The 13110-nt window shown below is 61.6% G+C and carries 14 protein-coding genes; 7 read left to right on the top strand and 7 right to left on the bottom strand.

All coding sequences use genetic code 11. From position 1 onward, the window contains the following. Positions 1–8: 8 nt before the first annotated feature. The 4 genes from arsB to IEW17_RS12850 are packed head-to-tail and all read right to left on the bottom strand — an operon-like array spanning position 9 to position 2548. Complete coding sequence (arsB, locus tag IEW17_RS12865) at positions 9–1109, bottom strand: ACR3 family arsenite efflux transporter (RefSeq protein ID WP_188562454.1); 1101 nt, start codon at positions 1107–1109, stop codon at positions 9–11. Then, positions 1106–1657 (bottom strand): GNAT family N-acetyltransferase, encoded by a 552-nt coding sequence (locus IEW17_RS12860; RefSeq protein WP_188562453.1) that lies wholly within the window; start codon positions 1655–1657, stop codon positions 1106–1108. Before IEW17_RS12860 ends, arsB begins: the two co-directional genes overlap by 4 nt. Before the next feature lie 58 nt (positions 1658–1715). Next, complete coding sequence (locus IEW17_RS12855; RefSeq protein ID WP_188562452.1) at positions 1716–2174, bottom strand: DUF6428 family protein; 459 nt, start codon at positions 2172–2174, stop codon at positions 1716–1718. A gap of 32 nt (positions 2175–2206) precedes the next feature. Then, the gene (locus IEW17_RS12850; protein ID WP_188562451.1) at positions 2207–2548 is read right to left on the bottom strand and encodes an ArsR/SmtB family transcription factor; all 342 of its coding nucleotides are present in this window, start codon (positions 2546–2548) and stop codon (positions 2207–2209) included. Positions 2549–2942: 394 nt separating this feature from the next. Here IEW17_RS12850 and IEW17_RS12845 point away from each other — a divergent pair, with 394 nt between their 5' ends. Next, positions 2943–3398 (top strand): energy transducer TonB, encoded by a 456-nt coding sequence (locus tag IEW17_RS12845; protein WP_188562450.1) that lies wholly within the window; start codon positions 2943–2945, stop codon positions 3396–3398. A gap of 96 nt (positions 3399–3494) precedes the next feature. Here the strand turns inward: IEW17_RS12845 and IEW17_RS12840 are convergent, their stop codons facing one another. Next, positions 3495–5429: a BamA/TamA family outer membrane protein gene (locus IEW17_RS12840; protein ID WP_188562449.1), complete on the bottom strand. Its 1935-nt coding sequence runs from the start codon at positions 5427–5429 to the stop codon at positions 3495–3497. A 199-nt stretch (positions 5430–5628) separates the two neighbouring features. Between IEW17_RS12840 and IEW17_RS12835 the strand changes: the two genes are divergently transcribed. The 4 genes from IEW17_RS12835 to rfbD all read left to right on the top strand — a co-directional run bounded on the left by IEW17_RS12835 (position 5629) and on the right by rfbD (position 9113). Beyond that, on the top strand, positions 5629–6897 hold the full coding sequence (locus tag IEW17_RS12835) for a putative DNA modification/repair radical SAM protein (protein ID WP_188562448.1): 1269 nt from the start codon (positions 5629–5631) through the stop codon (positions 6895–6897). Positions 6898–6992: 95 nt separating this feature from the next. Further along, positions 6993–7172, top strand: a complete 180-nt coding sequence (locus IEW17_RS12830; RefSeq protein ID WP_188562447.1) for a hypothetical protein — start codon at positions 6993–6995, stop codon at positions 7170–7172. 144 nt (positions 7173–7316) lie between these two features. After that, positions 7317–8231 carry a TIGR03915 family putative DNA repair protein gene (locus IEW17_RS12825; protein WP_188562446.1) on the top strand — a complete coding sequence of 305 codons (915 nt, stop codon included), beginning with the start codon at positions 7317–7319 and terminating at the stop codon, positions 8229–8231. Between the two features lie 27 nt (positions 8232–8258). After that, complete coding sequence (rfbD, locus tag IEW17_RS12820; RefSeq protein WP_188562445.1) at positions 8259–9113, top strand: dTDP-4-dehydrorhamnose reductase; 855 nt, start codon at positions 8259–8261, stop codon at positions 9111–9113. A 56-nt stretch (positions 9114–9169) separates the two neighbouring features. On the opposite strand, the gene IEW17_RS12815 is transcribed toward rfbD, so the two are convergent. Continuing rightward, complete coding sequence (locus tag IEW17_RS12815; RefSeq protein ID WP_188562444.1) at positions 9170–10372, bottom strand: MFS transporter; 1203 nt, start codon at positions 10370–10372, stop codon at positions 9170–9172. A gap of 118 nt (positions 10373–10490) precedes the next feature. Here IEW17_RS12815 and IEW17_RS12810 point away from each other — a divergent pair, with 118 nt between their 5' ends. Both IEW17_RS12810 and IEW17_RS12805 read left to right on the top strand, forming a co-directional pair. Then, positions 10491–11015: a GreA/GreB family elongation factor gene (locus IEW17_RS12810; RefSeq protein ID WP_188562443.1), complete on the top strand. Its 525-nt coding sequence runs from the start codon at positions 10491–10493 to the stop codon at positions 11013–11015. Between the two features lie 44 nt (positions 11016–11059). Further along, positions 11060–11986 carry a bestrophin family protein gene (locus tag IEW17_RS12805; RefSeq protein WP_188562473.1) on the top strand — a complete coding sequence of 309 codons (927 nt, stop codon included), beginning with the start codon at positions 11060–11062 and terminating at the stop codon, positions 11984–11986. A gap of 76 nt (positions 11987–12062) precedes the next feature. On the opposite strand, the gene IEW17_RS12800 is transcribed toward IEW17_RS12805, so the two are convergent. Further along, positions 12063–12992, bottom strand: coding sequence for a helix-turn-helix transcriptional regulator (locus IEW17_RS12800; protein ID WP_188562442.1), 930 nt, complete (start codon positions 12990–12992; stop codon positions 12063–12065). Positions 12993–13110: the final 118 nt, after the last annotated feature.

Raw genomic sequence — 13110 nt, 5'->3', positions numbered from 1 at the left:
TCTTAAAATTAAACCGGGGCGGCCACGCTCCGGCCGCCGTACCAGCGGCGGCGAAACCAAAAAGCTACGTTGACCAGCGCAATCAGGGCCGGCACCTCAATCAACGGCCCGATAACCCCGGCGAAAGCCTGGCCCGAATTCAAGCCAAACACGCCGATGGCCACGGCAATGGCCAGCTCGAAGTTGTTGCCGGTGGCGGTGAAGGCAATGGAGGCATTCTCGGCGTAGTCGGCCCCCAGCCACTTGCCGGCCGCGAAGCTGAGCACGAACATGATGCCGAAGTACAGGGCCAGCGGCAGGGCAATGCGCAGCACGTCGAGGGGCACCTGCACAATGGTAGCCCCTTTTAGGCTGAACATCACCACGATGGTGAGCAGCAGGGCCACTAGCGTTACCGGGCTGATGGCCGGGATGAACACCTGCTCGTACCAGTCGTTGCCCCGGAGCCGCCGCAGTACCAGCCGCGACAGAAACCCCGCCGCGAAGGGCAGGCCCAGGTACACCAGCACGCTCTGGGCAATGGCCCCGATGCCGATGTGCACCGCGTAGCCCTTGAGCCCGAAATAGGGCGGCAGCACGGTGATGAACAGCCAGGCCAGCACGCTGTAGAACAGCACCTGGAAGATGGAATTGAGCGCCACCAGCCCGGCCGCGTACTCCCGGCTGCCGTCGGCCAGGTCGTTCCACACCAGCACCATGGCAATGCAGCGGGCAATGCCAATCAGAATCAGGCCCATCATGTACTCGGGCTTGTCGGGCAGCAGCCAAATGGCCAGAAAAAACATCAGCAGCGGCCCCACCACCCAGTTCAGGAACAGCGACAGCCCGATGATGCGCGTGTTGCGGAAAACCCGCGGCAGCTGCTCGTACTTCACCTTGGCCAGCGGCGGGTACATCATCAGAATCAGGCCGATGGCCAGCGGCACGTTCACGGTGCCCACCGAGAAGTAGTTCACGGCTTCGTTGATGCCGGGCACGAAGTAGCCCAGCCCCACGCCCAGCGCCATGGCCAGCACAATCCAGAGGGTCAGGCCCCGGTCCAGGCCCGAGAGTTTTTTGCGGGCCAGCGTGGCCGGGGCGGGCGCGGCCGTATGAGCAGAGCGGGTCATGAGGCGGCAGAAAAAGCAGCTGAAACCGAAGCAGGAACCCCCGTGCCCGCCCCGACTATGGCGCTGCGACGCTCCAGCAGCACCGTGTCGCGCCACATGCCATGCAGCTGCCCAATCCGTTCGCGGCGGCCCACTTCCCGAAACCCCGCCCCGGCGTGAATGCTGATGCTGGTGGTGTTTTCGGGAAAAATGCCGGCCTGCAGCGTCCAGATGCCATGCTGCTCCGACGCGCTCACCAGCGCGGCCAGCAGCTGCCGGCCCACGCCGCGGCCCCGGGCAGCCCCGGCCACGTACACGCTCACCTCGGCCACTCCGCCGTATACGCACCGGCCCGACACGGGCGAGAGCGCGGCCCAGCCCAGCACCTGCCCGCTGCCCCCGTAGCTGGCATCCAGGGCCACCCAGCGGCTGTGGGGCAGGTGGCCCGGGTCCCACTCGTCCCAGCCCGGGGCCTGGGTTTGAAACGTCGCGTTGCCCGTGGCGATGCCCTGCTCGTAAATGGCCCGCACCTGGGGCCAGTGCGCGGCGGTTAAGGGATGTAGCGTCATGGCGTGATGAGTAGCAGCAGTTGGAGTATTCTATTGTACAGGTCCGTAAGCCAACGGCTTAGCAGCACCCGCCACCCGGTGCGCAGGCAATGACCTGCAACTGGGGCAGCGCAATAGCTTGGGGCGGAATGCCGCAGGCATCCTGCGCCAGGCAGGCCGTCTGTTTGGCCGTTAGGTTGAAATCGGTGCCATCGAATGCCAGGCCGAACTTGCTGATGGTGGCTTGCTGGTACTCCACCTCAATCTCCAGGTCCATGCCGCCCAGAATTTTCTCCGACAGCTGGAGGATATCCAGGAATTTTTGCGGCGCGAGCCGGTGGTCGTAGTCGCCGGCTTCCCAGAGCTGGAAATTAGCCACGGTTTCCCGGCGCTCCACGCCCCCGCAATCGATAAAATGCTTGGTTACCAAGCCAACTTCCGTCACGTGGAAATGCGCCGGTAACACGGTGCCGTCCGGCAAGGTGAAGCTGATGGCAGTCAGTTTGGCAAGTGCCTGCTTCATTTCGGATACTTTCATGGCTTTGCGTATTTTTTGAAGGAGTGAAAAATTTAGCAACAGTTAGTGGGGCCTGCCGTTGCGGTCGGCAGCTCAGCCAGCAGGTCCCCGAGCAGCTGGCGGGCCAGCGCCCAGCCCGCGACATCGATGCAGTAGCACACCCGCGCCCCGTCTACCTCGCCCTGCACGAGTCCAGCAGCTTTCAGCTCCTTGAGGTGCTGCGACACGGTGCTTTGCGACAGGGGTAGGGCCAGCACCAGCTCGCCGCACACGCAGGCTTCCCGCTGGGCCAACAGCTGCATAATGGCTACCCGCGCCGGATGCCCTAGCGCCTTGGCAATGGCCGCCGTTTGCTGCTGGGCTGCCGTGAACTGTTCGCGCTTATTAGATGCCATCACACTAAATATTTTGCTTATCGTCGATTTACGATGACAAATGTAGTCAGCTAATTTGATTTCACAGCGATGCTACCCTATGCCGTAATGTAATATCTTGAAATTATTAAATTATTAAATTGAGAATAATTTAATGGCTTACTACTTAGAGTACTAATATTTGCAGTTTGAATAGTTACGGATTGAGTGGTCGGCTGTTTGTATGCGTGTATTCTTCCATTTTTAAGCCTGCCTCAGCTTGCGAGGTACTAATGTGCGTTGACTAAGAGGCGTGTTATGATTCTATCGAAAAGACAATTTATCAAAATCCGCTTGTACCTTTATTTCGTTACTGAGCATTACGCTTTTTAGTGCATTGCTTCCTTTATTTTCCACGTGATTAGTCTCCATTATTATGATGCAGTCGTTACGCTTTTCTTTATTCGCCGTTTTGGTGAGCTTGCTGGCAGTTGGCCGTGGCCACGCCCAGTCGGGCGCCACGGCTTCGGTGCTGAGTGTGCCGCAGTCCTCAGCGGCCCCGGTTTCTCCTGATTCGGTGTACATCAACCCGGAGGTACGGCCCCAGTTCACAGGGGGAGATAAGGCCTTTTCGGCCTATTTGAGCAAGAATATCCGCTACCCGCAGCAGGCGCTGATGCGCCGCGTATCGGGGCGGGTATATGTCAGCTTCACGCTCAGCGCCACGGGCAAAGTGCAGGATGCCCACGTGATGAGCGGCCCCGGCAACGGTCTCAACGATGAAGCCCTGCGCCTGGTGTGGCTGATGCCGAACTGGGAGCCCGGCCGGGTGAATGGCCAGCCGGTGCGCGTGGCCTGCACCGTGCCCATTGCCTTCAACTCAGAGCGCTAGCCAGAATAATAGAGAACGTCAGGCCGGGCGCAGCCGAGGCCTGACGTTCTCTATTATTCGTTAATCTTTTGCTGACCCAATCAACAGGCCTTACTCTTACTGATACTGCCCCGTGCCGGGGGCGCCAAGCCCGAAATCGGTGAAGGTGACGGTCTCGCGGGCAGTTTCGAACATGCGCACGCCGTTGGGCGCGGTAATGCCGCGCGGGTAGTAGCCAATGAGTAGCTGGAAGGTGCGCAGGGCGGTGTATTCGTTGCGAAAGCGCAGGCCCAATCCAAAGCCGGTATAGGGCGCGTCGCCGAAGGGCGAGCCGCCGCGGGGCTTTTCGCTCACCCAGGCCGCATCGGCAAAGGCCACGCCCGCCAGCCGGAAGCCCAGCAGCGAGAGCGGTGTGAAGAGCGTGGTTTCGTAGTTGACCACGAAGCGGCTGGTGGCCAGCACCGGCTGGCCCGGCGAGAAGCCCCGCAGCCCCCGCTCATTGGTGATGCCCTGGAGCAACTCGCCCGGCCGCCGGTTGAAGCCAATGGTGCCCTTGCTACTCAGAAAGTGTCGGTACTGCCAGTTGCCAACGTGGTAGAGCTTGGTGAAGGACGTAAACTCGGTGGAGAGCAGGCCCTGCTCCCAGCCCCGGCTTTGGTTGAGCCGCTGAAACGAGCCCAGGTCGATGGCCGCGTAGAGGTAGCCGCTGCGGGCGCTGAAAGTGGCGGCCGCCACGCGCACGTCGAGGTAGCGGCGCGGCACGGTGCTGTTGTAGTCGTAGCCCGCCGTGAAGCTGAGCAGCGTGCCCGCCGGAATGTCCTCGGTCCGGCCAAAGCCGAACAGGTACCGGTCCTTGTAGTAGCGGCGCACCGAGTAGCCCACCGTGCCCAGCAGCAGCGTGCTGTTGCGGTACTCCGGGGTGGGAGTTACACCATAAATGGTGTTGATAAGGCGCGTAGCCACAATCACGCGGGCCGGGTTCTCGTAGCCCAAGTCGTAGGAGCGCAGGCGCAGCGAGCGGCCCACCCAGGCATCCTGCACGGTGTAGCGCAACGGGAAGTAAACGTAAGGCTGCCCGGCGGGCGGGGCACGCAGGGCCACGTCCTGATTGAAGTTATTGTAGTTGAATGCCCCGGCGTAGCGGGTGCTGGGCGAGTAGAAATCGCGGCGCAGCGACACATTGCCTGAGCGGTAGTTGTACTCGTTGCGGTAGCGTGCCTGGGCGTACACAAAATGCCGAAACGGAGCCGTGTAGCTGCCTTCGTAGGACCATTGCTGCGGTTGTTCACTGTTTTCGGTGCTCAGCCCGCGGCCGTAGCGGTAGGCGTTTTCGAGTTGGTGGCCCAGGCCCAGGAAGTTGTCGTCGCCGGCGGTGACGAGGCCCGCCGTGGCCGAGCCCAGCTCCACGCCCGCCGTAATGCTGAACACGTCCTTGGTCAGCACTTCAATGTCGACGCTGTCGCGGGTGGTGGTGGCCTCGTTCACCAGCACGCGGGCGTCCAGAATCTCGGGCGTCTGGCGCAGCAGGCGTTCCGATTCGGCCAGAGCCTGCGGTTCGAGGAGCTGGCCGGGCCGAAACAGCAGCACCTGCCGCACCCGCGAGCGGGCCGTTTTGATATGCAGCGTATTGCCCGATTTTTCGAGGATGGTACGCGGCAGGCGGGTCGAGTCGGTGATGCTGTAGCCGAAGGCGTCGAGGGTGCGGATGGTCACGCGCCGCACAATTTTAAAGCTGTGGCTGTCGAACTGCCGGTCCAGCAGCACGGCGTCGAGGCCGGCGCGCTCCTCCTGGCGCTTCGTGAAGTTGAACAGGGCCGACATGGCACGCCCGGCGATGGTTTTGCGGCGCGAGTAGGCCTTCAGCCGGTCCAGCATCCGTTCCTCGTCGAAGCGCCGGCGGAGTGAGTCGGGCCGGAAGGGTAGGATTCTCCTGGTGGCGTGCAGCGAGTCGGGCGGGATGGCCGAGCGCGGGTCAAACGTCTGCGCCCGCGCCGGCCGGGCCAGCAGCCCGAGCCCCATCACGACAAACAGAAAGAAACCAGAAAACCTCATAATGGCACGCAACGCCACAAAGTACGAAAACAAGCCTCAGCCGTTCGCAGTATCTCCAACTATTTGCTAACCAAATGGGCCAGCCGAACAGCAGCTATTTTTTATAAAAGAGAAACTATTTCCAATAAAATTAGCTTGAAAGCTAGTGGCTATTTAGCCAACGTTTAGTACTTTTAAGCCCGAAAGCAAGCCCTTCCGTATGAACGAGCGCATCCAGGAGAAACTAAGTATATTAGCCGATGCCGCGAAGTACGATGTATCGTGCAGCAGCAGCGGCGGCAAGCGCAAAAACGAGAACAAAGGCCTCGGCAATGCCGAGGGCATGGGCATCTGCCACAGCTACACCGAGGACGGCCGTTGCGTGAGCCTGCTCAAGATTCTGCTCACCAACCACTGCATTTTCGACTGCGCCTACTGCGTGTCGCGCCGCTCGAACGACGTGAAGCGCGCCGCCTTCACCGTGGACGAAGTGGTGGACCTGACCATCAACTTCTACCGCCGCAACTACATCGAGGGCCTGTTCCTGAGCTCCGGTATTTTCTCCAGCCCCGACTACACCATGGAACGCCTCGTGCGCATTGTGAAAAAGCTGCGCACCGAGCACAAGTTCAACGGCTACATCCACGTCAAAACCATTCCCGGCGCCTCGCCTGAGCTCATTGCCGAAGCCGGCCTCTACGCCGACCGCCTCAGCGTGAATATCGAGCTGCCCTCGGAATTGGCCCTGACCACGCTGGCCCCGGAAAAGAATTACGCCGAAATCCTGACCCCGATGGGCCAGATTCGGGACGGCATTATTCAGAACAAGGAAGAGAAGGCGCTGTTCAGGAAAGTGCCCGCCTTCGCCACCGCCGGCCAAAGCACGCAGCTCATCGTGGGGGCCAGCGCCGAGACGGATTTGCAGATTATTAAGCTGACTGACAGCCTATATAAGGGCTACGGCCTGAAGCGGGTGTACTATTCCGGCTATATCCCCGTGACCGACGACGCCCGCCTGCCGCAGGTGACCCAGCCGCCCGTTATCCGGGAGCACCGCCTGTACCAGACCGACTGGCTGATGCGCTTCTACGGCTTTCAGGCCGATGAAATCCTGGACCCGGCACACCCGCACCTCGACCTCGAAATTGACCCCAAGCTGGCCTGGGCCCTGCGCAACCGCCACATTTTCCCGGTGGACGTGAACACGGCCGAGTACGAGATGATACTGCGCATTCCCGGCGTGGGCGCGCGCTCGGCCAAGCGCATCATCGCGGCCCGCCGCTTCGCCACGCTCAACATGGAAACCCTGCGCCAGCTGGGCGTGGTGCTCAAGCGCGCCAAGTACTTCCTCACCTGCCAGGGCGAGCACCAGCCCGTTATCGGCGAGCTGAGCGAGCAGCAGGTGCGCCGCCAGATTCTGTTTGGGGCCGGCTCGGTGCGCTCCGCCTTGGTCACGCAGCAACTCGATTTATTTGCGCAACCTCAGTAGTAGTCATGAACCACAACGCCTCTTTTTCGAACGGCCTCCCCCCGCTGCAGAAAAGCAGCTTGGGCGGCGTCCAGAACGATATCTTTTTCTCCGTCATGAAAGTCATCCACCGTCAAAACGTGCCGTTTCGCACCACGCCCTCTTCTGATAAAGTAAACCGCCTCTCGTGCTGCTGCCGCATCAGCGAGCTCATGCCGCTGGTGCGCCAGTTGCACGACGATGCCCGCACCCGCGCCGCCGCCCGGCAGGACGAGCAGCACCAGCAGGCCGCGTAAGGAATGTTGAAGACAACAGCCCGTCATGCTTCATCTGGCGTCCGCTTGCCGGAGCATCTCTACCGCTTTGTTGCGAGAGCATTGATTAGTTGCGTGGCAGAGATGCTTCGGCTTCGCTCAGCATGACGTTCTATTAATTTGCCTTTGAAACCAGTTCGCCGTCCTTCTACTGCGCTTGTAACCGCCGCCTCGCGCCGGCCCGGGGCGCCGGCGCTCACGGCCCCGCCCCGCGACTACACCTACGACGGTACGTTTGAGGGCCTGCTCACGGTGCTGTTCACGGTGTACGACTGGCGGGCCGCGCCCAACAGTATTCAGCCCGAGGCCACGGCCCAAACTGGCCTATTTGCCCAACCCGCGCACCGCGAAACCGATGAGGCGCTGGCCACCCGCGTGTGGGAAGGGCTGCTGAAAACGATGGACCCGGAGGCCCGCGTCCGTCTCTACCACGTGTTTTTGAGCGAGGATGCCGACCGGGAATTGCTCATTTTCCGCTACGTAGACTTGGCCCTGCGCTCGGTCCAGGACATTGCCGAGAACTACGCCAACGCCGACGTGCGCCGCGTGCAGCGCCTGGCCCAGCAGATGTTCCGCGAAAAGCACCGGATGGAGGCCTTCGTGCGCTTCGAGAAAACGAGCGACGAGCTGTTTCACGCCACCATCGAGCCCGATTTTGACGTGCTGCCGCTCATCGCGGCGCACTTTACCAAGCGCTACGCCGACCAGCGCTGGCTGATTTATGACCGCCGCCGCCACTACGGGCTGTACTATGACCTCACGCGCACCGACGTGGTGCAGTTTGAGGTAGACCGGCCCGGCATGAAAGCCACCGACCTGGCCGCCACCGTGCTCGATGAGCGGGAGCCACTGTTCAAGGTGCTCTGGCAGGCGTATTTCGACCACGTCAACATTCCCGAGCGCAAGAACATGAAGCTGCACCGCCGTCACATTCCGCTGCGCTACTGGAAATATCTGAGCGAAAAGCAGCCGCGCGAGCAGCGTTTTGTGCCCATCAACAACAAGCGCCCGCCGACGGACGCTAACTTGCGCCTCGAATAAGAGAAGAGCTAGCAAGCCGCGCCGTTTATGGGAAATGTATTGGTTTTTGGGGCCTCCGGGCAGTTGGGGCAGTGCCTGGCCTACGTGGCAGAAGCGCGCAACACGCCCGGTTTGGTGTTTTTAGCCGAGGCGCAGGCGAATATCCTGGACCCGGCCGGCCTGGCGGCATTATTTGCCGATTACCGCCCGGCCTACGTCATCAACTGTGCCGCCTACACGGCCGTGGACAAGGCCGAGGATGAGGTGGAAATCGCCCGCAAAATCAACCGCGACGGCGTGGAAAACCTGGCCCGGCTCTGTAGTGAACACGGTACCGTCCTCATCCAGATTTCGACTGATTTCGTGTTTGCCGGTACCGGCAACCAGCCGCTGCTGGAGACCGATGAAACGGTTCCCATCAGCTTGTACGGCCTCACCAAGCTGGAAGGCGAGCAGGTGATTGCGCCGCTCACCAACCGGTATTTCATCCTGCGCACCAGCTGGCTGTACTCCGAATTCGCGGGAAATTTCGTGAAAACCATGCTGAAGCTGGGTCGAGAGCGCGACGAGTTGCGCGTTATCTGGGACCAGGCGGGCACGCCCACTTACGGCGTTGACCTGGCGGGCTGCATCCTGCACCTCATCGAAACCCAAAGCCAGGAATTCGGCCTCTACCACTACAGCAATGAGGGCCTGACTTCGTGGTACGACTTCGCCACCGCCATTTTCGAATTGAGTGGTACCGTAGTCAAAACCGTACCCATTCGCACGGCTGAGTATCCGACCAAAGCCACCCGGCCGCTGTATTCGGTGATGGATAAGACCAAGGCGAAAACCCAATTGGGCGTGGCCATTCCGCACTGGCGCGAGAGTCTGCAAACTTGCTTGGGCCGGTTGAAGTAGTCGGTTCATTGCCGTGCCCGGCAGGGGCAAGGTTGCCGTCAAAGCAAGAGGGCCGCTTATTTTTGGCGGCTGGCTACCAGTGCCACGGCGGTCAGGGCCCCGCCCAGCAGGCACACGGCCGGCCAGCCGCCGTGCGTCCAAGCCAGGCCACCGGCAATCGAACCCAACGAGCCACCGATGAAATACGCCGTCATGTACACGGTATTGAGGCGGCTGCGGGCTGCGGGAACCAGCGAAAATACCATCGACTGGTTGGAAATGTGCGTGGCCTGCACGCCCACGTCCAGCAGAATTACCCCCACCACTAGCCCGGCCACGTACGCACCGGCCAGCCCCAGCACCGCATAAGCCACCAGGGTCAGCACGATGCCCGAGGTGATGGTGTAGGCCGGTCCGCGGGTGTCGGCCATCTTGCCCGCCAGCGGCGCGGCCAGGGCCCCAAAAGCGCCAATGAGCCCAAAAAAGCCCACTACGTCGCTGCCGTAGCCAAAGGCCGGGCTTTCGAGGTAAAATGTGAGTGTGGTCCAGAACACGCTGAAGGCGGCAAAGAGGCTCGCGCCAATCAGGGCGGCCCGCCGCAGGGGGGCCTGCTCGCGGGTGAGGGTGAGCAAGGACTTCATCAGGGAGGCGTAGGAGCCGGTGAAGGTGGGCTGGTCGGTGGGGAGCTTCCAGGCCAGGAGCGCGCCGAGCAGCAGCATGAGCCCGGCCCCAATCTCAAACATGGCGCGCCAGCCCAGGTGCAGGCCCACGTAGCCGCTCAGCGCGCGCGAGAGCAGAATGCCGATGAGCAAGCCGCTCATGACGCGGCCCACAATCCGGCCGCGGCTTTCTTCGGGCGCCAGGTGCGCGGCCATGGGCACCAGCAGTTGCGGCACCGCCGAAAAGATGCCGATAAGCACGCTGGCTCCCGCCAGCACCGCAAAGCTGGGTGCTACGGCCGCCAGGCCCATGCACGCCGCCGCGCCCAGCAGCATAATCAGCATCATGCGCTTGCGCTCGAGCTTATCGCCTAATGGCACCACAAACAGCATGCCCAGCGTGTACCCTACCTGGGTGGCCGTGGCCACCAGGCTCGCGCTGCTATCGGAGAGGCGAAAGGTGCGGCCAATGGCGGCCAGCAGCGGTTGGTTGTAGTAGATATTGGCCACCACCAGCCCGCAGGTGAGGGCCATGAGCCACACCAGCCCGCCGGAGAGGCGATGAGCTGGTAGGGGAGGAGCAACTGCCGGCAGAGCAGACTCGGTAAGCAGTTCAGACATTAATCAGCGCGAACGAATCGAAATAGAGTAGTAACAGAGGGCAGGGTAACCATTGTTTGGCCCCGATGGTTGCGCGGCGGCACCGCAACCTGCTCGGCGCACCTGCGTTTGCTCAGGCATGAGCCGAGGATTTGTTAAAGAGGACGACGTCCAGACGCCGCCTATTATTCCGCCCCGGGCAGCCCTGCCAGCGGGCACGCCCAACTACGTTACCCCCGCCGGGCTGGCCCAGCTCCGGGCCGAGCTGGCCGCCCTGGAAATGGCGCGTGCCCAGGCCGAGGCCAACCACGACAATGATACTGACCGCACCCGCCAGCTCTCGCTCCACAACGGCCGGCTGGCCCAGCTCACCGAGCGCCTGGGCAGCGCCCGGCTGGTGGACCCCGCCGGTCAGCCGACCGGTGAAGTCCGCTTCGGAGCTACCGTCACGTTGCGCACGGTGAGCGGCGGGAAGGTCGGTTTCGAGCGCACGTTCACCATCGTGGGCGTTGATGAGGCCGATGTGGTGCTGGGCCGGGTCGCGTTTGTGGCGCCCATTGCGCGGGCGGTGCAGGGCCTCAAGCTGGGCAAAACGGCCACGCTGCAGCTCGGACCCAAGCCAGAAACGGTAGAAGTGGTGCGTATCGAATACGTCAGCGCGTAATTTTGGCCGCCGCGCCGACCAAACGGCCCGGCCACCGCTACTGCATGATTATCTACAAATCGACCGACTGGTGGGAAGCCCTGCGCCACCTGCGCTCCTCGGGCGTCATTCGCCTGCTGCTGAAGCGGGTGCTGCTGGTGGGCCTCTACGCCACCGCTGTCACGGCCTTCGTTATCCGGTTCGACCGGATGAATATTCAGGTTGATAAGGAGTTCTTCTCCTTTATGGGCATCATGCTTAGCCTGCTGCTGGTGTTCCGGACCAATACCGCTTACGACCGGTTTTACGAAGGCCGCCGCCTCTGGGGCCAGCTCGTGAACGACTGCCGCAACCTGGCCGTGCTGCTCCACGCCCGCCTGCCCGCCACCGATTACGCCAACCGAAACTACCTCGCCAAGCTGCTCGCCAACTTCCCCATTGCCCTGGATGGCCACCTGCGCAAAGGCGTCCGGTTTGAGAAATTAGAAGAAGTCGAAGCGGGCTTCATCGAGCGGTTGCGTGGGGCCAGCCACGTGCCCTCCCGCTTGTCGGCGCTGCTCCAGGAATTCTACGAGCGGCTGCTGCGAGAGGAAATTATCCTGCCTGCGCACCTCATCACCATTCAGCGGCATCACGAAACCCTGCTCGACGTGGCCGGGGCCTGCGAGCGGATTAAATCAACGCCCATTCCGTTCTCCTACAGCTACTTTATCAAGGGCTTTATCTCGGTTTTTATCCTGATAATGCCGTTCAATCTGCTCGATACCTACCAGTACCTCACCGTTCCTGTCACCATGTTCGGGGCCTACGCGCTGCTGGGCGTGGAAATGATTGGCGATGAAATCGAAGACCCGTTCGGCAAAGACAGCAATGATTTGCCGCTCACGCTAATCTCCAACCGCATCCGGGCCAACGTGTACGAAATCCTGGGCGTAGAGCTGCACGAGGACGTGAAAGGCCTGGCTGATGTGCCATACAGCGTAGTGTTTTAAGTAGCGCGGACTCTGCGGGTCCGCGTACGAACGGTACCGGGACAACGCAAACGCGGACTCGCAGAATCCACGCTACTTACGCCACCATCTGCTTCCTATACGCTCCCGGTGTCACGCCCTCGTACTTCTTGAACAGCGCCTGGAAGTAGGACAGGTTATTGAACCCGGCCCGCAGACACACGTCGGCCACGCTGGCCAGCGGGTGGCGCAGCAGGCGCTTGGCCTCGCCCAGCCGCTCCCGGATGATGAATTCGACCGGCGTGAGGCCAAACTCGCGCTTAAACACCCGGAAAAACGTCGCCTTGCTCATGCAGGCCAGGGCGCTGAGCTTGTCAATGGTCAGGCTCTCGGTCAGGTGGTCTTTGATGTAGCCCACCACGGCGGCAAAGCGGTGGGTGGTGAGGTGCCGGGCGTAGTCGTGGAAGATGAGCTGCCGGGCCTGGGTCTGCATCAGCCGCACCAGCAATTCCTGCAGCGTGAAACCGGCCAGCACGTCCTTATTCACATCGGTAGTGCGCGCTACGGCTACCAGGCGGCCCAGCGTGTCGGTTAGTTCGGGGGTGTTGGTGAGGTGGGCGTGTTCGGGGCCTTGCAGCTTCCAGGGCTGGTGAGCTTCGGCCTTGGGGTAGCGCTCGTTGAGCAGGTCGATGGTGTGGCGGATAGTATCGGGTGCGATGGCCACGGCCAGGCACTGCGTTGGTTGACACGGGCAGGCATCGGGGAAGTCGATTTCCATCAGCTCGCCTTTGTCCACCACCACCGACTCGCCGGGCAGGTAATCGAAGGCCGGGCGGTTGGGCAGGTGCATCACCTTTTTGCCGCGCAGCATGGTGGTTAGGGCTAGGCCGTCGAGGCGTAGCGGCACCCGGTGGGCGGCGCGGTGGGTTTCGAAGATGTTCAGCTCAAAGCCATCCATGGCATACACCGTCCGGTTTTCGACCAGCGCGTGCAGGCGTTCGAAGGCGAGTGGGGCAACGGTGGCGGGCAGGTGAACGCGGGGAAGCATGGTGAGAACAATTACGGGTGTAGGGTTGGGACTGGCAAGTTGCGATTATTCCCGCACATGTTAAGACAATACCACAACCTGCCGAAAGGTTAAAGGAAGAACTTTACGTTCTGTCTAA

The organism is Hymenobacter frigidus (genome assembly GCF_014640435.1).
In the GTDB taxonomy this organism is placed as follows: Bacteria; Bacteroidota; Bacteroidia; order Cytophagales; family Hymenobacteraceae; genus Hymenobacter; species Hymenobacter frigidus.
Note: the sequence above shows the minus strand (reverse complement) of the source record. Positions and strands in the feature narration are given on the sequence as shown.